The following is a 21,817-nucleotide window of genomic DNA, read 5'->3' on the forward strand; positions in this document are numbered from 1 at the left end:
CCCTGCTAATCGATGAGTCGAGGGAGACCAGATGAGAAGGCACAGCAGACCGTTCGCCGTAGTGGCGATCATCGCCGCCCTGGCATTGATCATGACCGGCTGCCAACGTGGCGCCGGAGGTGGTGACGACAAGCTCACCGTCGCACTGATCTCCAAGGGCTTCCAGCATCAGTTCTGGCAGGCGGTGAAGGCCGGAGCGGAAGAGCGCGCCAAGGAGCTCGGGGTCGAGATGACCTTCGACGGCCCGGCCTCGGAGACCGAGGTGGACGCCCAGTTGCAGATGTTCCAGACCGCGATCGACCGGCATCCCGACGCGATCGGTTTCGCCGCCCTCGATCCGGAGGCCTGCATCCCGCAGATGGAGGCGGCCAAGACCGCCGACATCCCGGTGGTCGAGTTCGACGCCGGCTGCGATTCCGACATCCCGGTGAACATCTCCAAGACCGACTCCAAGGTGGCCGGCGCGACCGCGGCCGAGCACATGGCCAAGGAGCTGAAGGGCAAGGGCGAGGTCGGCATCGTCGGCCACAGCCAGGTCAATTCCACCGGGGTCGAACGCCGGGACGGCTTCGTGGAGAAGATCAAGTCGGACTATCCCGGGATCAAGATCGTCGACATCCAGTACGGCGACGGTGATCATCTCAAGTCCGCCGACATCGCCAAGGCGATGATCGCCGGTCACCCGCAACTGAAGGGCCTGTACGGGACCAACGAGGGTTCGGCGATCGGCATCGTGAATGCGGTCAAGGAACTCAACCTGGCCGACGGCAAGCTGACGGTGGTCGGGTTCGACTCCGGCAAGGCACAGATCGACGCGATCAAGTCGGGTGCGATGACCGGTGCGATGACCCAGGATCCGCGCGGCATCGGGCGTTCGGTGTTGGAGTCGGCGGTGAAGGCTGCCAAGGGCGAGCAGCTGAAGAAGACGATCGACACCGGCTCCTACTGGTACGACAAGTCCAACATCGACGATCCCAAGATCAAGAAGATGCTCTACAGCTGATCGGTCGGTGGTTGAGCGCCGGGATGCTGGACGTTGGCGGCGGCCGCTGCCGAGGCCGCGGCCATCGCGACCGCCGGGTCGTCGCCGCGGACCAGTCGCGCGGCCAACGTGCCGCAGTAGGCGTCGCCGGCGCCGGTGGTGTCGACCGCCTCGACCTGCTGCGCCGGCACGGTCAGTCCGCCCCACTGCGAGCCTTCGGTGCCGCGGGTGATCAACAGGCTCGGACAGCTCAGGCCGGATCGTTGCAGCAGATCGTGCTCGAGTTCGTTGACGATCACCGGATCGCAGGCAGCGAGGGTCTCGGCGGGCAGGTCGATGTAGGGCGCCAGGTTCAGGATGATCCGGGCGCCGGCGGCGCGCGCCCGGTCCACGGCGGCGATCACCACGTCGGGCTTCAGCTCCAACGGCATCAGCAACACATCCTCCGGACCAAGATCATCCAGAGCGTCCAGATCGGCGGTGCCGACCCGGAAGTTGGCTCCCGGCGCGACGACGATCATGTTGTCGTGATCGGCGTTCAGATAGATGATCGCGGTGCCGGTCGGTGCGTCGTCGCTGACCGCCAGCCGGGAGGTGTCCACCCCGTACGTGGCCAGCCGCTTCCGGTAGTCGGCACCGACCTGATCGGCCCCGACCCGTCCGACGAAGAAGCTGACCGCCCCGGCCCGCGCCGCCGCCACCGCCTGATTGGCTCCCTTGCCGCCGTACCGGTACTCGATGTCGCCCGACATCACGGTCTCCCCGGTCGTCGGGTGCCGCTGCATCTGCAGGTGCAGATCCTGACTCAGCGACCCCAGCACGATCACCCGTCCGCCCACAGCTGCTCCTTCGCTCGCCACGAACGTCACCCTGCCACAGCGGCGCGGTGCAGCACCTCCACCGCGACGGTGCGGCCGGTCATCAGTTCGATCTGGCCGACGGCCTGGTGGACCAGAAGATCAAGTCCGTTCAGCACCGTCCGGCCGTGCTGTTCGGCGGCGTCGGCCAGGGCGGTCGGCCACGGGTCGTAGATCACGTCGAAGATCACCGGGGCGGCGGCCACCGCAGCGTCGGCGATCGGATCGGCCGCACCACCGACGACGGTCGAGATCAGCACGTCGGCGGCCGGCACCTCCGAGCTCCAGGCGACGACCTCCAGCCGCACCCCCAGCCGGTCGGCGAGCCCGGACAGGGTCTGGCGAGCATGATCGGGTCGGCGAGCCATCAGACCGACCCGGGTGGCGCCCATCCGCGCTGCGGAGATGATCGACGACCGCGCGGTCGCCCCGGACCCCAGGACGGTCGCGGCATCGATCGAGGTCACACCGGCGGCGCCGAAGGCCGACACCAGACCGCCGACGTCGGTGTTGTGCACCGTCCGCCGGGAACCGGCGAAGATCATCGTGTTGGCTGCACCGGCGAGCACGGCCAGCTCGTCCGGCTCACCCAGCTCCAACGCGACCGCCTTCAGTGGCATCGTCAGGCTGAGCCCCCGCCAGCTGGAATCCAGTCCGCTGACGAAACCGGCCAGCTCGGCCGCCTCGACCCGATGGCGTTGGTATTCCCAGTCGGTCAGCCCGAGCTCGGCGTAAGCAGCCCGGTGCAGGGCCGGCGACAGCGAATGCTCGATCGGGGAACCGAGCACCGCACAGCGTACGGTCATCGCCGGCACTCCCCCGCCGGCCGGTGGCCGATCAGCACTTGCCCCGGTGGGCGTGACACCAGGCCTGGAACTCGCGGACGTACCGGTCGTGTTCGGCCTTGGTCTTGGCGAACTTGGTCTCACCGGTGTCCGGGTTGACCGCGACCCAGTAGTACCAACCGCCCGCGGTCGGGTTGGCCGCGGCCTGCAGCGCCCGCTTGCCGGGCGCGGCGATCGGGCCCGGCGGCAGACCGGCGTGGACGTAGGTGTTGTAGGCCGATTTGTTGGCCCGGTCGGCGTCGGTGGTGGTCAGCTTGCCGGACTTGTGCACCGCGTACAGCACGGTGGAGTCCAGTTGCAGCTTCATGCCCTTGCCGAGCCGGTTGTAGAGCACCCGGGCGACCTTGGGTCGATCGGCGTCCCGGTTGACCTCGGCCTCGATGATGCTGGCCACGATGACGACCTCGTACGGCGACTTGTTCATCGCCTTCGCCCGGCCCTCGATGTTGATGTCGTCGGCGACCTGACCGTAGCGGGCGGTCATCTGCTTCAACACCGCGGTGGCCGACGAGGTGTCGGTCAGTTCGTAGGTGTCGGGGAACAGGAAGCCCTCCGGCTTGTTCTTGGCATAACTCGGCAGTCCCAGGCTCTGCGGCTTGGCCAGCGCGGCACGGTAATTCTTGGTCGGGATCTTGGTCTGCTTGGCCAGCGTCGCGATCTGCTGGCTGAGCCGCATCCCCTCCAGCACCTGGACCTGCTTACGGATCCGGTACTTCTCCGGTGTGGTCAGCCGATCCAGCGCCGTCGCGGCCGGCAGCTGGGTGCGCAGCTTGTAGTTGCCCGCCTGGACCGTCGGCTGCCCGTCGAACTCGCCGATCGCCTTGCTGAACGCCTTGGTGGACTTGATCACGTCGGCCTTCTCCAGTTGCACCCCGATCGAGGTCAGGGTGGCGCCGTCCGGCACCCGGACGGTGATGTCCTTGACTCCCTTGGCGTTGGTGTAGTCCGGCGTGGCCAACGCGTTCTGCACGTACGCCGAGGCCTTCTGCCAGGCGAAGAAGCCGCCGACCACCAGCACGGCCAACGCCACCAGAGCCGCCAGGCAGCCGCGGCCGCTCTTCAGGGCGGTCTTGCTGCGCTGCTCGGGCTCCTGGTCGAGGAGAGAAGTCACGTCCGCTGAGTTCCTGTCCGCAGGGTCTGTTGCCGGGTGGACTGTTGCCGGCCCGTCGAGGGGCGACGGGTTGATCTCAGGTTACGAATCGACGTCCGATTCGCTAGCTGGCTCGCTGCCTGATAGTAACTGGCCTGGCGGCGTGCCGCTCGCACGCTCGGCGTCCAGTGCTCGATCCAGGATCTCCCGGGCAGCCTCGGAGTCGATCAACCGACGCTGTGCTTTGGCCGATTTTCCGCCTGCCCGGAGCCGTCGGCTCGCCGTCACGGTCGACAGTCGCTCGTCGACCAGGCGGATCCCCGGCGTGTCGCGGCCGGCCGTGTCCGAATCGGCGGATCGGTGCAGGGCGGCCGCCAGGTCGGCGGCCTTGCCGCGGACCTTGACCGCCGCCGGACCCTCGGTCCCGTTCAGCGAACGCGGCAGTCCGACCACCAGCTCCAGCGGTTCGTACTCGCCGACCAGCTCGAGGATCCGGTCCAGCTCGCCGTCCCCGGCCGGTACGAAGTCCAGCGGGGAGGCGAGCAGACCGTCCGGGTCGCTGACCGCGACACCGATCCGGGCGTCACCCCAGTCGATGCCGAGCCGGCGCCCCCTCCTCACGGTGTCTGCAGGACGTGACCGACGGCGTACTCGACGTCGCGCAGCGCGTCGGCAGCTTTGGCACCGTCCGAGCCGCCGCCCTGGGCGATGTCGTCCCGGCCACCGCCGCGGCCGCCGAGCGCCTGGGTCGCGGTGTTGACCAGGTCGCCGGCCCGCAGCTTGCGGTAGCGGGCACCCTCGGTGGTCGCGATCACCACGCTCGGTTTGTCGGCGGTGCCGCCGATCAGGCAGACCACGGCCGGCTTGTCCTGCACCCGGTCACGGACCTGAGTGACCAGGTTGCGCAGATCGCCGCCGGAGACGCCGTCGACCTGCCGGGCGATGAACGTGACGCCCCACATGTCCTTGCCGGCGGCCAGGATCGGCTCGATCTGGGTGCCGAGGTTGGCCGACTTGAGCTCGGCGATCTGCCGTTCGGCATCCTTCAGTTGACCGACCATCCGGTTGATCCGGTCCATCAGCTGATCCGGCTGCACGTTCAGCGTCTCGGTCAGCCCGTGCACCAACGCGCGTTCCTGGGCCAACTGCTGGAAGGCCTCCATCCCGACGAACGCCTCCACCCGGCGGATCCCGGAACCGACCGAGGACTCGCTGTTCACCGCGATCAGGCCGACCTGCGCCGACTGCTGGACGTGGGTGCCGGCGCACATCTCCCGGGACCAGCCCTCACCCATGTCGACCACCCGGACGACGTCGCCGTACACCTCGCCGAACAGGCCGATCGCACCGGACTCACGGGCCTCGGCCAGCGCCATCTCGGTCGCCGTCACACCAAGATCGTCCCGGATCGCGGTGTTGGCGATGTGCTCGATCTTCTCCCGTTCGGACTCGCTGACCGAGTTGCCCCAGGCGAAGTCCAGCCGCATGTAGCCGGGCCGGTTGAACGAGCCCCGCTGCAGCGCCGTCGGGCCGAGGATCTCGTGCAGCGCCTCGTGGATCACGTGGGTCGCCGAATGGGCTTGGCAGGCGCCGAGCCGCCATTGCGGATCGACCTCGGTGCGGACGTTCTGCCCCGACCGCAGCTCACCCTCGACGACCGTCGCATGGTGCACCAGCAGCCCCTTGATCGGGCGCTGCACGTCGGTGATCTCCAACACCGTGCCGTCCGGGGTGGTGATCCGTCCGTGATCACCGGACTGGCCACCGGACTCGGGATAGAACGGGGTCTCCTCCAGCACCAGCTCGACCCGGTCGCCGGCCTGGGCGACCTCGGTCAGCTCGCCGCCGGAGACGATGCCGCGGACCGCCGATTCCCCTGCCAGGGTTCGGAATCCGGTGAACGGCGTCTCGCCGCGATCACGCAGCTGCGCGTAGGCCTGGACCGCCTGCGCATCGCCCTTCTTGGCCTTCGCGTCGGCCTTCGCCCGTTGCCGCTGCTCGTCCATCAACCGACGGAAACCGGCCTCGTCGACATTGAGCCCCTGCTCGCCCGCCATCTCCAGGGTGAGATCGATCGGGAAGCCGTAGGTGTCGTGCAGCTGGAAGGCCCGCTCGCCGCTCAACGAGGTCTGCTGGCTCTTCCTGGCATCGGTCACCGCCTGATCGAAGATCTGGGTACCGGAGGTGAGCGTGCGGCCGAACGCCTCCTCCTCGCCGTAGGCGACCTCGCTGATCCGTTGCCAGTCGGTCTCCAACTCCGGGTACGAACCCTTCATCGCATCACGGCTGATCGGGAACAGCTCACCGAAGGTCGGGCCGTTCACGCCGAGCAGGCGCATCGACCGGACCACTCGGCGCAACAGCCGACGCAGCACGTAACCACGCGCCTCGTTGCCCGGGGTGACGCCGTCGCTGATCAGCATCAGCCCGGACCGGACGTGGTCGGCGACCACCCGGAGCCGTACGTCGTCGTCGTGGTTGGCGCCGTACCGCTTGCCGGCGAGCTCGGCCGCCCGGTCCAGGACCGGGTAGACCTCGTCGATCTCGTAGAAGTTGTCGACGCCCTGCAGCAGCAACGCGACCCGCTCGATGCCCATCCCGGTGTCGATGTTCTTGCGCGGCAGCGGACGGAGCACGTCGAAGTCGTCCTTGGCGCGGACCGCGGACAGCTCTTCCTGCATGAAGACCAGGTTCCAGATCTCCAGGAACCGGTCCTCGTCGACCTCCGGGCCGCCGTCGGGACCGTACTCGGGTCCGCGGTCGATGAAGATCTCGCTGGTCGGGCCGCCCGGTCCGGGGACGCCCATGCTCCAGTAGTTGTCCTTCAGCCCGCGGTCCTGGATGTGCTCGTCGGGCAGGCCCGCGATGGCCCGCCACAGACCACGGGTCTCGTCGTCACCCTTCAGCACCGACACCCAGATGGTGGCCGGGTCGAAGCCCAGGCCGCCGGCCTCCTGCGGTTTGGTCAGCAACTCCCAGGCGTAGCGGATCGCGCCGTCCTTGAAGTAGTCGCCGAAGGAGAAGTTGCCGTTCATCTGGAAGAACGTGCCGTGCCGGGTGGTCTTGCCGACCTCTTCGATGTCCCCGGTCCGGATACATTTCTGCACGCTGGTCGCCCGCGACCACGGATTCGGTTCGGCACCGGTGAAGTACGGCTTGAACGGGACCATCCCGGCGTTGACGAAGAGCAGGGTCGGGTCGTTGTAGATCAGTGGCGAGCTGGGCACCTCGTGGTGGCCGCGGGACGTGAAGAAGTCCAGGAAGCGGCGCCGGATCTCGGCGGTTTTCATGTTCTTGGTTCCTTATCGTTTCGTACGAGCACCGCAGCGGATCGGTCGTGCTGGACCGGTCGACGACTGGGTCAGTGCTCAGTGCTGTCATCGGTCGGCTGAGCAGCCGGAGTCTGGGGCTGGCCGAGCGCGTCGCGGAGTTCCGCTTCCCGCTCGGCCATGGCAGCTCGTGCTCGATCGACGAATGACGACGCGGTCCCACTCAGATCCTCGGCCCGGTCGGCCAGGCCGCTACGGACCCGTTGGCCGACCGCATCGGGCCGAGCCTTGGCCAGGTAGTCGCGAACCTTCTTGATGGCGAAGATCCCAACCGCCGCACCGATCGCGAACCACAGCAGACGCTTGATCATTTCTTCCGCCGCCCGGTGCTCTTGCCCTCGCCGCGGATCGCCTTCCGGATGCCGTAGGTGAATGCAGCGGTCTTCACCATCGGGCCGCCGAGGGTGGCGGAGAACAGCGTCGCCATGTTGGCGGCGTTCTCGCTGACCACGGTCGCGTGCTGGCTGACGCGCGCCAGATCCTCGGTGACCACCGACAGCTTGGCCAGCTCCTCGTTGGTCGCCCGGACGGTGCCCTGCACCTCGGTCAGCACCGGCACACTCTCGTGTCCGATGTCACGGACAGCCAGCCGGACCTCCTCCAGCACCCGGCCCAGTTTGAGCAGCGGCACCGCAAAGAGGATCACCAGGATCGCAAACGCGATCGCCGCGATCAGACCGGCAATCTCTCCTATGGACATCGGATCCTCTCCTGCTGTTCGACCCTGCTGTTCGACCGTGCTGGTCGACGTTGCCTGGCGCCCGTTGCCGCTGCGGCCAGCAGCCCTGCGGATCCGGTGCGCCTTGCGAACCCTATCGTGCCCGACGCACGCTGCGACCACTCACAACAGCCACCTCAAGGCTACGGCGTCGTCCCACCCGGTGCGCAACCGGAATCACACCCGGGTCAGCGCATCGACCGCTGGTCGGAGCAGGGCGGTGATGTCGTCGGGCGACAGCGACGCCAGTTCGTCGACGGCCAGCAACTGACGGGCAATCGTCACGCCGAGCGTGCTGGCCAACAGCAGGTGCGCCCGCTGGACCGCCGACCGGCTGGGCTCCCCGCGCGGCCCGGAAGCGTCAGGGTATCCGGATCCATCATCGGAGCGGTCGGGCAGTTCGGCGGCCAGCGCCTCGGCGACCCGGGTCAGTTGACCGCGGGCATGATCGGCCGCGTCCGGATTGGTCAGGATCGATCGCAGCTGGGACAGCACTGCCCCGGTCCGGTCGTCGAGTTTGCCGCGCAGGTTGGACAGCACGAACTCGGTCGGATCGCCGACCTGCACCGGGTCGGCGCCGGGACCACCGATCACGAGGCGGAACAAGGCCCGCTTGCTGCCGAAGTAGTGCAGCACCAGCGCCGGGTCGACCGCGGCGGCCGAAGCGATGTCGCGGACCGTGGTCCGGTCGTAGCCGCGCTCCCCGAAGAGCCGACTCGCCTGCTCGGCGATCCGGCTGCGCGTCCGTTCCCGTTGCACTGTTCGACTGGTCGCCATGCACTCATTCTACGGCCGTTGAATGTCCATCAGATTGGTTCTACATTCGTTGAATGACTTCTGAGATCCGGGCCCTGCTGGACCGCTACCACCGCGCCATGATCACCTTCGACGCCGATGCGTTCGCCGATCTGTACGCTGCCGACGGCGTCCACGAATTCCCGTTCCGTACGCCGGACGGCACCCAGCGACTGGTCGGACGGGACAAGATCCGCAGCTACTACCGGCGGCTCTGGGCCGAACCTCCGGTCCGGCTGGACCGGATCGAGGACCGCGCCAGCCACCAGGTGTCGGACACCGTGATCATCAACGAGTGGCACGGCACCGGCCGACACCGCAATACCACCGAGGGCTTCGAGCTCAACGGAGTGATCGTGCTGTCGGCTCGGAACGGCGAGCTCGACCTGGTCCGCGACTACATGGACGTCTATGGTCTGATCTCCCAGACTCCACGGCCCGAATGACCGAACCGCAGAAGACCGAACACGCGGCAGTCCGGGCGGCGCTCGCGCGGCTCGGTCGATGCCGCCCAACACATCAGGTCCGCGGGTCGAGTACGGAACTTCAGGGTGGGTCGATGCGAACGGCACGACCGGGACCACGTCAGCGCGACGGACGCTCCCACCAACCCGCACGGCAGGACGTTCTCCGACCAGCTGACTCGCACGCGCACCCACTCTGAAGGTCCGGTCGGGCGTCGAACGCGATCCGACCTCCCCTGTTGGCCCAGTTGTCCTGCAGTCCGTCAGCCCCGGAGATACGCCGGCAGCATCGATGGCAGCCCGACGAGCTATCCGCCCTGGGAGACAGACAGCATGATCGACGGCGGCGCGACAACAGCACCGAGGTCGATCAGTTGGGTCGGTCGGCTGTTTTGTGGTGTTGGGGTCTGGTTGCGGCATGCCAGAGTTGTTGGGTCCAGGGTCCGGTGCCGAGGTCGTGGGTGCCGGCGGGGTTGGTGATGATCACCCGGCCGGTTTCGGTGTGCCAGATGAAGGTTCCGGGCTCGACTTGGCGCACGCGGACGGTGCCGAATGTTTTGACCCGATGTTCGCCGGTGGCCATCGGTCCCAGGTTGTGGGGGCCGGTCTGGCCCGGTGGTCCGATCGGTGGTGGCAGGTAGGCGATGGTGTGGTCCATCTCCATCAGTCGGCTGATCCGGTTGGAGAACGGGAACACGCTGCGTGGGTTGCGCGCGAGGAGGGCTTCGCGCATCCAGGTCGGGGTTTCGTAGCGGTCGACCGCGGTGACCGATGCGGGGTCGATGACGGGTGTGATGTGCAGTCGGGTGCCGGTGCGTAGCCAGTTGCGGACGGTGTCGGCCAGTTGTGGGCCGAGGTCTTCGACGCGGGCGACGGCGTGGTCGCCGCGGACCGCGGATTCGTCGATGTGGACGTGCAGGACCGACAGGGGCAACAGTTTGTGGGGGTCGATCCCGCGGATCAACGCTCGCAGCGCCCGCTCCCGGGCAGCATCCCGATCACTGTCAGATTGGGCGTCGCCTGTCAGATCGTCATCGTGCGAGTCGTCATCGGGATGATCACCGTCCGGCTGGTCGTGGGTCGGATGGTCAGAGGTCGGGCCGGCGCCAGGAGACGCGGTATCCGTCGGGGCTGCGTCCGTCAGATCCGTCTCGGCGCGATCGGTCTCGACGTGATCGTCGGTGTGGTGACCACCGTTGCTCTGCTCACCATCGGTCCGGCCACATCTTGGTTGGTCGCCGGCGGCCGGGTCGGCCGCGGCTCGGTCAAGGTCAGCCTGATGGGCAGCACCCTCGCCCAGCTCACTGTCAGACTGATCACGATCGGATTGAACACTAACCGGCGGGGCAGCACCATCACCGGAGTCATGATCATCACCGGTTCCCTGCGCATCACGGCGGCTCTGATCAGCATCGGCGCCCAGACCATCACCAGGCAAGTGATCATCCGATCCGGTGTCGGGTGTGCAGTCGTTGTCGGTGGCGGTGAACAGATCGATCGCGGCGTCGAACAGGTCCGGGCAGCCGAGTTCCAGCAACACCCGGCAGGTCACGAACGGCAACCGCAACAACCCGAGCGCCAACGCTTCCCACTCATCCACCGACTGCGGATCACGATCCGGCACACACTCCGGCAACCGATCCCGGTTGTCCCGCAACAACCGCCCGTACCGCTTCACCATCTCACCCAACGCGATCCCGTCCGGGGCATCCAGCCGGGCATGAACATCGATCGTGCCGTCCTCGGACTCCCGACCCACCCGGACACCACGCCACCGGGCAGCCGTCTCCGCCCGCACCCGGGCACCCTCCGGATCAGCCCGCACCACGGCGGCATCGATCGCGGTCAACAACCCGCCATAGGTCACCGCGCTGATCATCCCGACCACCTCGGCATCCACCACCGCAGCCTGCTCCACCGACAACAACCGGGTCTTGGCAGCAACCAGGCGGGCATGACCGGGACGCACCCCATGGCCCTGCACCAGCGTCCAGATCCGCGGCAACCGATACCGCAGATCCAACACATCGGCCACCAGCCGACAGGCCTGCCACTGACTCAGCCCGATCTCCAACCCCAACGTCGCCGGCGCCGTCTCGGCCACCGACGGCGTACCGTCACCGGCCAACACCATCGCCCGCTCCGAGGCCATCTCCAACCGAGTCCGCTGCGGCACCAACCCATCACCAGGGTTCGCCACCACCCACTCCGCCACCACTTCCAACAACCCACAACCAGCCGCCCACTCGGCACGAGCCAGCTCCGACGCACGAGTGAGAAGCTCCACCCGTCGCCCACCGACCACCCTGCCCGCGCTCATGAAACCACCCTACGGACACCCACCGACAGTCTTGCCCAACAGCCAGAATCCCTGTGGATAAAGAGAAGATCGCCGGAGCCGCGGCCATGATCACCATTACTACCGACCGGACCGAGATGCGCCGGGCGCCGTGCTCGGAGCAGCCGGGACGCACGAGTGAGAAGCTTCACCCGTCGTCCACCGACCACGCCGCTCGCACTCATGAAACCACCCTACGGACCGGCGCGGACAGTCTTGCCCGACAGCCGGGATCCCTGTGGACACAAGAAAAACCTCCTGGACCCGCGGCCACGAACACAGCCGCCGGCGCCCGATCCGGCCCACGCTGGCCGCGAGGTATCGAACAGCCCGGACACACGGGCAAGAGGCTCCAAACATTGCCCACCGACCACCATGACCGTACTCATGAAACCACCCTACGGACCGGCACTGACATTCTTCATCGCCAGCGACGCGGGGCTGTCGACAAACGAATCCCTGCGGATGCGGATTCCAGGGACGCAGATTGAGCCGACGACCATGCCGACAGTTCCCTTGCCGAGGATGACACACCCCGGTGCGGGTTGCGTGCAGATGTGCGCCCGATTGTGCTTCCCTTGACCTGGTGAACGGCGCGGGCCGCCACTCGACCACCTGTCCCCCGATCCATGATCATCAAAAGCCGCACCCCATGATCAACAACGTCCGCACGCCATGATCAACAGCGGCAGCGCGCGCACCGCAGCAGCACGATCAAGACGGAATATTGCCATGACAGACAGCAATCACCGTGGTCAAACGCCGACGCCATGCGCTGGACGACCACTCATGATCAACAACCACCAGCGCCGAACTCCGGACCTGCTACGGGCTCAGGACGCTTCGGAAATGCGCTGAACCTGCTGTAGAGGATCGTCGCGGAGGCCTCGGTGGCTGGGTCCTGACTCGCTGCTGGCCTGGTCCTCCGACAGGAGTAGGTCGGTCGACAGGCTCAGGACCCCTGCGGTGCTCGGACACCGGAGATGATCGCGCGTACGCTGTCATCGGCCCACTCGCCGTCGGCGACGCCGCGCGGATCGATCTCGGTCCGGGTGCCGAGTAGGTCGAGCCTCCCGGTGGCGTCCAACAGTGCGATCAGTGATCCGGTGCGCTGATCCGGAGCTCGTTCGCCGCGGAGCACGGCCTGCAGGTCGGCACGGAGTTCGTCGAGGGGCGCCGGCTGCGAGGTTGTGTAGCTGTCGATCTGGTGGGTGCCGGATTCCACGGCGCCGGACGACGTCACGCGGTCGAGCACCTGGCGTCGGACCTCGCCTGCGGGTAGGTCGAGGTGTTCGCCGGTGAGCCGGGAGCAGGCCTCACCGATCTTGAGCGGTTTGGTGTTACGGCGTTCGAACCAGCTGAGGAGCAGCCGCTCCCGCCAGTTCTCCGGCTGCTCACCCTCCAGGCCCTGACTACGCAAGCGCCACTGCGCGGCACGCAGCATCGGATCTTCCAGTTCGACCGACGACAGGACCTCGACTCGGGTGCCGGCCGACGTGCCGGTGACCGTGACGGCACCGGCTCGGGCGAGGTCGACCAGCAATGCACCGCCGAGCACGCGATCGGACCCGCCCAGCGCCACCCGACCGGCGCCGGGATCGAGGGCAATGCTGACCAGATCCTCGGCAGTGGAGATCCGGTCGTACGTCTTGCCGGGTGACAGTGGCCGCACCGCGAGCTCGGCGGCCTGGCTGTCCCGGGCTGCGCGCCGACGGCGACGGAGGACCAGGTCGTGCACCGCCGACGCCACACCGATCGCCGCCAGAATCACGAGGATCGCGATCCCCCAGGCCCGGTTGCCGGTGCCCGGCGTCTGGCCGGGCGGCACACGCGGCGCAGCTGCGTTGTAATAGAGACGGGTGCCCTTGTCCCACCGGGTGCAGGAGTCGCCCGACTTGGAACTGATCGTCACGTCGGGACGGTCGGCGTCCGGATCCGCGGCGACGCCGATGTGGCAGAAGTCGGGCTGGCTGACCACGTAGCCGACATCCGGCCGCATCGGCCGATCATCGGCCACCTCGGCGACGACGACGGCGAGCACGCCGAACACGATCGCGAACGGGATCGCGAGCCACCAGGGAATCGGCCGCCAGAAGGCCCGTCGCCCCGACGCGGAGCCGCCTGCCGCACGTCGGCCGGCCATCAGAGTCCGTGCGAGGCGTCGGTGTCGCCCGAGCCGCTCGATCCGCCCGGAGTGTCCCGCTCCTGCAAAGCCGGCGGACGTTGCAGACCGTCCCAGCCAGGCATCCGCCACCAGTTCAGCGAACGATCCCGCTCGGCTCGCTCCACCCAGCTGCGCACCGCTGCTTCGGCGGCCGGCAGCGTCGTCAGCAGTTGGTCGGGATAGACCTTGTCAGCGCCAGCGTAGGTGATGTTGATCTTGGGTCGGCCATCCGCCCACGGGTCGGTCTTGCGGTCGATCACCGCTGGGTCGGCGACCTGATAGCCGTTGCGCCAACTACGGCGGTTGTCGGACTGCTGGATGATCATGGTGCCGGCGGCGTCGCCGCCGACGTCCAGTTCGCCGCGACCGATGTGGATCGAGACCAGCGTGTGGTTTTCGCCGTCCAGCGCACGCACCGCCTGCAGAGCGGCCTCGACGCTCGGGTCGGCGACTTCGTATTCGTACTTCCGGTCGCTCCAGATCAACAGCCGCCCGATCTTGCGCCCGCCGGTCGGGTCCTGTCCCGATGGCGGCGCACCCTCGGCACTGGCGAGCCGGCGTCGCCAGGCGCGGCGGTCGCTGGCCTTCCAGAGCAAGGCAAGTCCCAGGATCAACGAGCCGAAGTAGCAGGCCGCGTACGCCAGATCCCGGTCGCGGCCCCAGTCCCAGCCCGTGCTCTCGATGCCGATCCGGTCGACTGACAGGCCGGCCGCCACGGTGACACCGATCAGGAGGACCGGCCTCAGCCACCACGGCAGCAGCAGCGATACCAGCGGCAGCAGGATGCCGACCGCTGCGATCCCCGCGATCCAGCGCGGGTCGCCGCCGGTGACGAACGCTGCCACCACCCCGACCACAAAACACAGGCCGCCGACCAGCCAGAGGACGCGCGGCATCCGCCCCGCCGCTGCTCCGGCCGGATATCGGGTCACTCCCGCCGCTAGGTCAGTCATGTCGGTCACCCTAACGAGGCCATGTGCTGATCCAGGCTGCTACCTGATCCCCATGGCCCCATCGATGCCGATGCCGATCGGTTTGCCGATTCCGTCGGAGACTCGTACGCCGGTACGGTCCGGAGCGATTCCCCCGTCGATCTGCTTCACCCCGGCACTAGCACGTCCGGTGATCACCTTCTGGACACCCTTGTTCCAGATCTTGTTCCCATTCTGATCTCCGGGTCTGATCATCTGGTCGACGGTCTCGCCGGAAGCCGCGCCGGTGAAGTCCGATGTCATCCTGGTGCCGATGTTCGTTGCGTGGTCGGCAGACCAGGCCCCGACTCTCGTTGCGACCCTGGGGACGAACGGTTTCGACTCGACTCCGTTCAGCAGCCGGCCGCGCACGCCGTTTCCGAATGTCGTTCCGAGGTCGCTGCCGGCGCCGGTGATGCCGCCGGTCACGCCGCCTCCGAACGCTCCGGCCCACATGTCCCGGGAGCCGAACTTGGCGCCCTTGCTGAGCTCTGTAGCACCGCCGCCGACGAAACCGACTCCGGTTTCGGCTCCGGCTCGTTGGGCGATCAAGGAAGTCTTCACTCCTCTGTCCAACTGCTTAAAGCTTTCAACGCCGTACTTGGCGCATTTGGCTGCCTGGATGCCCCGGAATCCCGCGGCCACGCCTGCGCCGGCACCGCCGATGGCAGCAGACACCGCGACTTGTTTGTAGTTGACCTCGCCTGTGGTCGCCTTCTGGATCAGCGTGTCGGCGCCGGCCGAGAGGGCCGCCATGCCGAGCGGTCCGCCGATGCCGGTGGCGAGCAATGCGATGCCGCCGGCAGTCAGGCCGATGCCGATGATCCAGTCCTTGTTCTTGGCGACAAACGACGTGGTCGCATCCCAGGCCTTTTCGTACCAGGGTTTGCGAGCGTTGGCGAGATCGGCCTCGGAGACCGGTTTGAGACCGGTCGGATCCAGCGCGTGCAGCGGATCGTTGCCGGCATAGGAGTACGGGTTGCCGGCCCAGCCGGCACCGACGACCGGGTCGAGTGGATCGGTCGACAAGAACCCGCGGGAAGCCGGGTCGTAGGTGCGAACACCGAGCCACTCCAGCCCGGCGATGGCGAGTTCGCCGGCACCGCCGATGCCGATGCCGGACGGCAATCCCGGCCGGCGAACGTCGGCACCCGCCCCGGCTGCTGTCCACGGGTCGGCACCATCGGCACGACTGGTCCGCCAGCCCGGAGTGGTCCAGGACTCGCCGATGCCGGTGACCGGTCCGGCCGGCAGCACCGCGGTCCGGCCGACCTGCACCAGGCTGGCCGCGTACGGCGCTGCGGTGTCCCAGAACATCGCAGTGTCGTCGACGGCAGCAAGTTCGCCGGTGCCGTCGACCTGCAACCGGGTGCGCGTACCGCGGGCGTCTCTGCCATCGGTGCCGGCTGCGTGGTCGGTGATCGCGGACAGGAATCCGATCGTGGACCAGGCGTATTCGCGGGCACGACCGTCGGCATGGTCGGTTCGGGTCCGTCGCCCGGTCCGATCGTAGGAGTGCCGGGTGGTGCCGCCGGGTCCGGTGACACTCAGCAGCTGGCTGCCGTCGTCGTAGCCGTATTCGACGGTCTCGCCGCCCCGGGTCTCGGCGAGCAGCCGGCCCGCCTGATCGTAGGTCCAGCGGTGGATCTCGTCACCGAGCCGGGCTGCGACCAGCTGACAGGCCTCGTCGTAGGAGTAGCTGGTGGTTTCACCGTCCCGGTCGATCCCGGTGATCCGGCCATCTTCGTCGCGGATGACCCGGGTCCGCGTCGATCCGTCGGGCGTGGTGAGGGTGTGGCCGGTGGCGAAACCGTCGCCGTACTTCCAGGACTGGATCAGGTCGCCGGCGGTCGCGGCGATCAGCCGGCCCGACGCATCGTGATCGAAGGTCACCCGTCCGAACAGCGGATGGTCCACCGCCGTCAGGTTCCCGGTCGGGTCGTGGCTGTACGTCGTGGCGTGTCCGTCCGGTGTGGTCATCGAGACCCTGCGGCCGCCGGCGTCGTACTCCCACCGGACCTCGTCGCTGTCCCGACGACGGGACACCAACTGGCCGCGGCGGTTCCACTCCAGTTCGTGCAGCCGCGGCCGGTCGGGATCGGAATGATCGCGGATCGTCACCGTACGGTTGCGCAGGTCGCGTTCGATCGTGGTGATGACGCGGCCGTCGATGGACATCGACGTTTCCCGACCGCTCGCGTCGTAGGTCCATTCCATCCGGCGACCGCGCGGGTCCTGCTGCCAGGCCAGCCGACCGGCCGGATCGTAGCCGGCGCGTGTGGTCCGGCCCAGCGGATCGGTCTCGGCGACACAGCGGTCCATCGCGTCGAACTCGCGGCGGGTGACGTTGCCGAGCGGATCGGTGATCGTGGTCGCCCGACCGCCCGCGTCGTAGCCGTAGCGAGTGACCCCGCCGTTGCCGTTGACCACCTTGACCAACTGACCGGCCGCGTCGTAGCCGAACGACCGCCGCCCGGTCTCTGGATCGATCGCCTCGATCACCCGGCCGGCCCGGTCGTAGCGGTAGCGGCGGGTCCCGACCCCGGGTGCGAAGCTTGCGGTCACTCGCGCGCAGCTGTCGTAGCTGGTCCAGCCGATCTCGCCGGTCGGCAACACGGTCCGGATCGGCAGCCCGTCGCGGTCATAGTCGATCGTGGTCACCGCGCCGTTGGGATCGGTGATCGTCGCGAGGTGGCCACGGCTGTCGTAGCCGTAACGGGTGCTGGCGCCGAGTGGATCGGTCACCGTCACCGGGCGGCCGGCCAGGTCCCGCCCGATCCGGGTCAGGCCGCCGTCGGCGTCGAGTTGTTCGACCACCCGGCCGCACAGGTCGTAGGTCGCCACCGCGACCGAACCGTCCGGCTGGCCGACCGCGGTCGGCCGGCCGAGCGGGTCGAAGCCCTGCGTCACCGACGACGTCGGGTCGGATGCGGTGACCTGCCGGTCCGCATCGGCGGTCACCTCGATCCGGACACCCATCGGGTCGGTCAACGCGGTCAGCTCACCATCGGGACTGTAGGACCGTTTCCAGGACTGGCCGTCCGGGGTGATCGTCTCGGTGAGCCGGGACAGCGCGTCGTGAGTGAACCCCCAGGTCGCTCCGTCCGGGAGTTCGACGACGGCCAGGTTGCCGAGATCGTCCAACGTCCGGGTCATCCGGCGACCCAACGGGTCGGTGGTGACGGTCTCGTCGCCGGCTTCGTCGTACTCCATCGTCGTCACCGCGCCCAGCGGGTCGGTGATTGTCGCCAGCCGGCCGGCGGCGGTGTGCGCGAACGACCAGACCGCACCATCGGGATCGGTCCGGGTGGCGAGCAGACCGGTGGCGGGGTCGTAGTCGTAGCTGGTGCGGTGCCCCGACGGCGTGATCGCGGCGATCACCCGACCGGCCACGTCGCGTTCCAATCGGGCGCTGTTGCCCTCGGCGTCGGTGGTGGCGATCAGATCGCCGTAGGCGTTGTAGTCGAAGGTCGCCGTGCCTCCGGTCGGTCCAGTGATCCTGGTCAGCAATCCGTCGGCCCACTCCAACTCGGTACGGCCGCCCTCAGGGTCGACGATCAGGCTCGGGTTCCGCCCGCTGCCATGACCCTGGCTGCCGTCGCCTTCGCTGCCGTCGTAGGAGTAGGTGGTGACGGCACCTTCCTCGGTCACCACCGTGGTCACCCGATCGTGCTGGTCGTAGCCGAACTGCAGGTCCGCCCCGGTCGGGGTGACGTACCGGGTCAGATGGCCGCGATCGTCGTATTCGCGGATCGTCACCCCACCCTCCCGGTCGGTGACCAGAACCGGATTGCCGTGCTGGTCGTAGCTGGTGGACTGCCGATTGCCGTCGGAATCGATGATCCCGACCAGCCTGCCGCGACCGTCGGCGATCCAGGTGTTGGACCGGGATCCGTCGGGGTCTGCGACCTCGGTCACCCGACCCGGCAGGTAGGTGTAGCGCGAGGTCCGGCCGTGCGGCGACAGCTGGGTGGCGACCCGGCCTTCGGAGTCGTAGGTGTTGGTGACCTCGACCACGCCGTCGGCGTCGATCACCTGGTCGATCAGCCCGTCGTCGTTCCACCGGTAGCTGCGGGTGCCCAGCGGTCCGGACACCGAGGTCAGCTTGCTGTCGGAGTCGTAGCCGTAGCAGATCGTCCGGCCGTCCGAGCTGTGCGCGGCGACCACCCGGTCGCCCTCCCAGATCAGCTCGATGTGCCGGCCACGCTCGTGCTCCAGCCGGACCAGCCGGGAGCCACCGTCGCGCAGCTCGCGGATGAAGGACACCCTCGTCCCGGGGCCGCTGTCCTGCGACGTCGGCCGACCGGCGGCATCGAATCGCCAGGTGTTCCGCTCGCCGTCGACCATCCGGAAGCCGACCCCGGTGTGGTTGTCGGTGTTGTTGCCGTCATCCTCGGCGGGGTCGCGGTAGAGCCACAGCGATTCCCCGATTGCCCGATCCCAGCCGGTCCCCTGTCGCGGGAAGTCCACGGCGCGTCCGTCGGGACGGGTGAACCGGGCACCCTCGGAGTCCAGGTCCAGCCGGGCCTCGGCAGCGCTCGACCAGCCGACGCCGAACGCACCGGCGACGGGATTGAACGAGTTGTACATCCGGTCCAGGCTGAGCCCGGCGCAGCCGCCGACGAACTCCAGATCGGTCTCGGGCTCGACGAAGTTCCCGGTCGCGGTGTTCACCGGGTCGTCGGAATAGCCGGTGGTCGGCGACACCCCCATCACCGCCGGCGAGGTCGCCGGAATGTCCTGACGTGAGGCCGCCACACCCTTGGCCCGCAGACTCGCAGCCAACGCAGCGTTCGACACCGTCGAGATCCCACCCGCACCGCCGGCCTTCTCGAACGCTCCGGCAATCGTGTTGACCCAGGTCTTGTCCTCGTTGTTCAGCTTCTGATACAGGGTGAACGCGGAGTAGACACTGCTGCCGTCGACACCGGTCGTCTCGCCGGTGCCCCAGTCGAACCCGGTGGTGAAATCGGTGTTCAGGTTCTTCAGGGTGGTGTCCTTGCCGGACAGCTCCCCGATCTTGCCGGTCACACCCTTGGCGAAGTCGCGCAGGTTCGACGGGCGGGCCGACGACGTCCCCGAGCCGCCCTTGCCTCCGGTGCCCGGCGACGGGGTGTCGCGGTCCTTGGCGTTGGCCGAGACCACCTTCGGGGCCGGCGGCGACTTCGGGCCCTCCGGCGGATCCTCGTCACCGCCGAGGTCGCTGAACGTGATGTGCGCCTTGTCCTCGTCGTAGCGCTTCTTCCACTCCCGCGCTTCCTTCCGCCGACGGTTCTCGTCCGGCACGATGTCGATGATGTACTGAACCTGGGTAGCGATGTCGGTCAGCGCGGTGGCGATCTGCTCGCCGTCCTCGTTGGCCGTCGCCTGGTTGTCCTTGAAGAGGTCGGAGAAGGCGCCGTCGAAATCGACCAGGGCCTTGGTCGTCAGCCGGCGACGTTCCGACACCTGCTCCCGAATCACCCGAGCTGCTTCCCGGCAGCCACTCACCAACGAGGAGGCGGCAGTCGAATTGATCTTCACATCCGGCAATCCACCCCAGGTACTCGGATCGCTACCCACGGGACATCTACCTCCATCAAGGTCGAACAGGCGGTCAGGACGAGCGTGGACCCAGGCGAGGTTACACAGCGCAGGGGGCGTGTTCGGGTGCGCAGCACGTCAGATCTCCGACGCCCAGGCGGCAGCTACGGTTCCCCCGATCGATCACCGTCGCGATGTTCATCCAGGATTCACCGGCACTACTCGGAACGTCCGAGCATCTCCTGGATGCGCTTCAGCCGCTCGGTGACCGAGGCCTCGTTGCCGTGGGTGGTGGGTCGGTAGTAGTCGGCGCCGACAAGATCATCGGGCAGGTACTGCTGGGCGGCGATGCCATGCGGTTCGTCGTGGGCGTAGAGATATCCAACCCCATGTCCATATTTCTGCGCCGTCGCATAATGCGCGTCCCGCAGATGCGGCGGCACGGTGCCGATCTTGCCCGCTCGGACATCGGCCTGTGCTTCACCGATCGCGGTCACCACCGCATTGGACTTCGGTGCCAGTGCGCAATGGATCACCGCATGGGCCAACGTGATGGCACCCTCGGGGAAGCCGATCAGCTGAACCGTCTGGGCAGCGGCGACGGCGACCTGGATCGCGGTCGGATCGGCCATCCCGATGTCTTCGCTGGCCAAGATCATGATCCGCCGGGCGATGAACCGTGGATCCTCCCCTGCTTCGATCATCCTGGCCAGATAATGCAACGAGGCTTGGACATCCGAGCCGCGCATCGACTTGATGAACGCACTGATCACGTCGTAGTGCTGGTCACCGTCCTTGTCGTACTGCACCGCTGCCCGGTCGACGGCCCGTTCGACCACCGACGGGTCGATGATCATGGAATCGGTGGCAGCGGCGCCGGCGGCCGACTCCTCCAGATAGGTCAGCGCGCGGCGAGCGTCACCACCGGCCATCCGGAGCAGTGCGGCGCGGGCATCATCGGTCAGTTCGAAGACGCCGTCGTCACGCTTGAGTCCGCGGTCGTCGGCCAGCGCCCGATCGAGCAGCCCGGAGATGTCGTCGTCGGTCAGCGGCTTCAGGGTCAGCAGCAGTGATCGGGACAGCAACGGCGAGATCACCGAGAAGCTCGGATTCTCCGTGGTCGCGGCGATCAACGTGACCAGTCGGTTCTCCACCGCCGGCAGCAGCACGTCCTGCTGCGCCTTGGAGAAGCGGTGCACCTCGTCGACGAACAGCACGGTCTGTTTGCCGGTCCGCAGATCCCGTTTGGCCTGATCGAGGACGGCGCGGACCTCCTTGACTCCGGCGGTCACCGCCGACACCTCGACGAACCGACGCTCGGTCTGCTGGGAGACCACCGAGGCGATGGTGGTCTTACCGACACCGGGTGGACCCCACAGGAAGACCGACATCGGCTCGCCCGCAGCCAGCCTGCGCAACGGCGACCCGGGCGCCAGCAGATGCTGCTGTCCGACGATCTCATCCAGGCTCCGCGGGCGCATCCGGACGGCCAACGGCGTACCGGCGTGATCGCCCGCACCGAGGCTCCCCGGCCCCGACGTCTGCGCCGCACCCGGACCGCCGATCGGTTCGCCGAACAGGTCCTCGCTCATTGCCTCTCCTCGATTCGTCGCAGACGAACCCTATGCCGCCGAGCCGACAGCCGACGAGTCGCATCGGGCGTCCGGCATCGATCTGGTCACGAACGAGTGAACTGTTGACCGTACAACGTCGGGCGCTTTACGCTGGCTCGCAGCTGAAC

At 67.8% G+C, this 21,817-nt stretch carries 15 protein-coding genes; 2 read left to right on the forward strand and 13 right to left on the reverse strand.

Annotation, left to right across the window (positions count from 1 at the left end; translation table 11 throughout):
• Nucleotides 1-31 precede the first annotated feature (31 nt).
• Complete coding sequence (locus BLU38_RS29960; RefSeq protein WP_091531094.1) at nt 32-1,003, forward strand: ABC transporter substrate-binding protein; 972 nt, start codon at nt 32-34, stop codon at nt 1,001-1,003.
• Here BLU38_RS29960 and BLU38_RS29965 read toward each other — a convergent pair.
• The 8 genes from BLU38_RS29965 to BLU38_RS30000 form a co-directional block, all read right to left on the reverse strand.
• Complete coding sequence (locus BLU38_RS29965) at nt 994-1,821, reverse strand: PfkB family carbohydrate kinase (RefSeq protein WP_157683865.1); 828 nt, start codon at nt 1,819-1,821, stop codon at nt 994-996. The genes BLU38_RS29960 and BLU38_RS29965 overlap by 10 nt on opposite strands.
• 26 nt (nt 1,822-1,847) lie before the next feature.
• The gene (locus BLU38_RS29970; RefSeq protein WP_091533415.1) at nt 1,848-2,645 is read right to left on the reverse strand and encodes a shikimate dehydrogenase; all 798 of its coding nucleotides are present in this window, start codon (nt 2,643-2,645) and stop codon (nt 1,848-1,850) included.
• Nucleotides 2,646-2,676: 31 nt separating this feature from the next.
• Nucleotides 2,677-3,795 (reverse strand): endolytic transglycosylase MltG, encoded by a 1,119-nt coding sequence (mltG, locus tag BLU38_RS29975; protein WP_157683866.1) that lies wholly within the window; start codon nt 3,793-3,795, stop codon nt 2,677-2,679.
• An 81-nt stretch (nt 3,796-3,876) separates the two neighbouring features.
• Complete coding sequence (ruvX, locus tag BLU38_RS29980) at nt 3,877-4,395, reverse strand: Holliday junction resolvase RuvX (protein ID WP_091531101.1); 519 nt, start codon at nt 4,393-4,395, stop codon at nt 3,877-3,879.
• Complete coding sequence (gene alaS / locus BLU38_RS29985; protein WP_091531105.1) at nt 4,392-7,064, reverse strand: alanine--tRNA ligase; 2,673 nt, start codon at nt 7,062-7,064, stop codon at nt 4,392-4,394. Before alaS ends, ruvX begins: the two co-directional genes overlap by 4 nt.
• A 71-nt stretch (nt 7,065-7,135) precedes the next feature.
• A complete protein-coding gene (locus tag BLU38_RS29990) occupies nt 7,136-7,414 on the reverse strand; it encodes a hypothetical protein (RefSeq protein WP_091531108.1) in 279 nt (92 codons plus the stop codon).
• A complete protein-coding gene (locus BLU38_RS29995) occupies nt 7,411-7,803 on the reverse strand; it encodes a DUF948 domain-containing protein (RefSeq protein WP_091531111.1) in 393 nt (130 codons plus the stop codon). Before BLU38_RS29995 ends, BLU38_RS29990 begins: the two co-directional genes overlap by 4 nt.
• 195 nt (nt 7,804-7,998) lie before the next feature.
• Nucleotides 7,999-8,598, reverse strand: a complete 600-nt coding sequence (locus BLU38_RS30000; RefSeq protein WP_091531114.1) for a TetR family transcriptional regulator — start codon at nt 8,596-8,598, stop codon at nt 7,999-8,001.
• A gap of 53 nt (nt 8,599-8,651) precedes the next feature.
• On the opposite strand from BLU38_RS30000, the gene BLU38_RS30005 reads away from it, so the two are divergent.
• Nucleotides 8,652-9,062, forward strand: a complete 411-nt coding sequence (locus tag BLU38_RS30005) for a nuclear transport factor 2 family protein (RefSeq protein WP_091531118.1) — start codon at nt 8,652-8,654, stop codon at nt 9,060-9,062.
• 388 nt (nt 9,063-9,450) lie between these two features.
• Here the strand turns inward: BLU38_RS30005 and BLU38_RS30010 are convergent, their stop codons facing one another.
• The 5 genes from BLU38_RS30010 to BLU38_RS30030 form a co-directional block, all read right to left on the reverse strand.
• Nucleotides 9,451-11,400 carry a hypothetical protein gene (locus BLU38_RS30010; protein ID WP_157683867.1) on the reverse strand — a complete coding sequence of 650 codons (1,950 nt, stop codon included), beginning with the start codon at nt 11,398-11,400 and terminating at the stop codon, nt 9,451-9,453.
• 970 nt (nt 11,401-12,370) lie between these two features.
• Entirely contained in the window at nt 12,371-13,561 is a 1,191-nt protein-coding gene (locus BLU38_RS30015; RefSeq protein WP_091531124.1) for a GOLPH3/VPS74 family protein, read from the reverse strand.
• On the reverse strand, nt 13,561-14,535 hold the full coding sequence (locus tag BLU38_RS30020) for an Imm1 family immunity protein (protein WP_157683868.1): 975 nt from the start codon (nt 14,533-14,535) through the stop codon (nt 13,561-13,563). The genes BLU38_RS30015 and BLU38_RS30020 overlap by 1 nt, the downstream gene beginning before the upstream one ends.
• A 39-nt stretch (nt 14,536-14,574) precedes the next feature.
• Nucleotides 14,575-20,016, reverse strand: coding sequence for a DUF6531 domain-containing protein (locus tag BLU38_RS30025; RefSeq protein WP_157683870.1), 5,442 nt, complete (start codon nt 20,014-20,016; stop codon nt 14,575-14,577).
• Between the two features lie 278 nt (nt 20,017-20,294).
• Entirely contained in the window at nt 20,295-21,668 is a 1,374-nt protein-coding gene (locus tag BLU38_RS30030; protein ID WP_091531132.1) for a replication-associated recombination protein A, read from the reverse strand.
• Nucleotides 21,669-21,817: the final 149 nt, after the last annotated feature.

The sequence above is a fragment of the Microlunatus soli genome (assembly GCF_900105385.1).
Taxonomy (GTDB): Bacteria; Actinomycetota; Actinomycetes; order Propionibacteriales; family Propionibacteriaceae; genus Microlunatus; species Microlunatus soli.

Excerpts from the sequence above, each read along its gene's own strand:
- BLU38_RS29970 (WP_091533415.1), bottom strand. The coding sequence starts at position 2,645 with ATGACCGTACGCTGTGCGGTGCTCGGTTCCCCGATCGAGCATTCGCTG.
- BLU38_RS29995 (WP_091531111.1), bottom strand. The coding sequence starts at position 7,803 with ATGTCCATAGGAGAGATTGCCGGTCTGATCGCGGCGATCGCGTTTGCG.
- BLU38_RS29960 (WP_091531094.1), top strand. The coding sequence starts at position 32 with ATGAGAAGGCACAGCAGACCGTTCGCCGTAGTGGCGATCATCGCCGCC.
- BLU38_RS30030 (WP_091531132.1), bottom strand. The coding sequence starts at position 21,668 with ATGAGCGAGGACCTGTTCGGCGAACCGATCGGCGGTCCGGGTGCGGCG.
- BLU38_RS30005 (WP_091531118.1), top strand. The coding sequence starts at position 8,652 with ATGACTTCTGAGATCCGGGCCCTGCTGGACCGCTACCACCGCGCCATG.
- BLU38_RS30010 (WP_157683867.1), bottom strand. The coding sequence starts at position 11,400 with ATGAGCGCGGGCAGGGTGGTCGGTGGGCGACGGGTGGAGCTTCTCACT.
- BLU38_RS30000 (WP_091531114.1), bottom strand. The coding sequence starts at position 8,598 with ATGGCGACCAGTCGAACAGTGCAACGGGAACGGACGCGCAGCCGGATC.
- BLU38_RS29990 (WP_091531108.1), bottom strand. The coding sequence starts at position 7,414 with ATGATCAAGCGTCTGCTGTGGTTCGCGATCGGTGCGGCGGTTGGGATC.
- BLU38_RS30020 (WP_157683868.1), bottom strand. The coding sequence starts at position 14,535 with ATGACTGACCTAGCGGCGGGAGTGACCCGATATCCGGCCGGAGCAGCG.
- alaS (WP_091531105.1), bottom strand. The coding sequence starts at position 7,064 with ATGAAAACCGCCGAGATCCGGCGCCGCTTCCTGGACTTCTTCACGTCC.
- BLU38_RS30015 (WP_091531124.1), bottom strand. The coding sequence starts at position 13,561 with ATGGCCGGCCGACGTGCGGCAGGCGGCTCCGCGTCGGGGCGACGGGCC.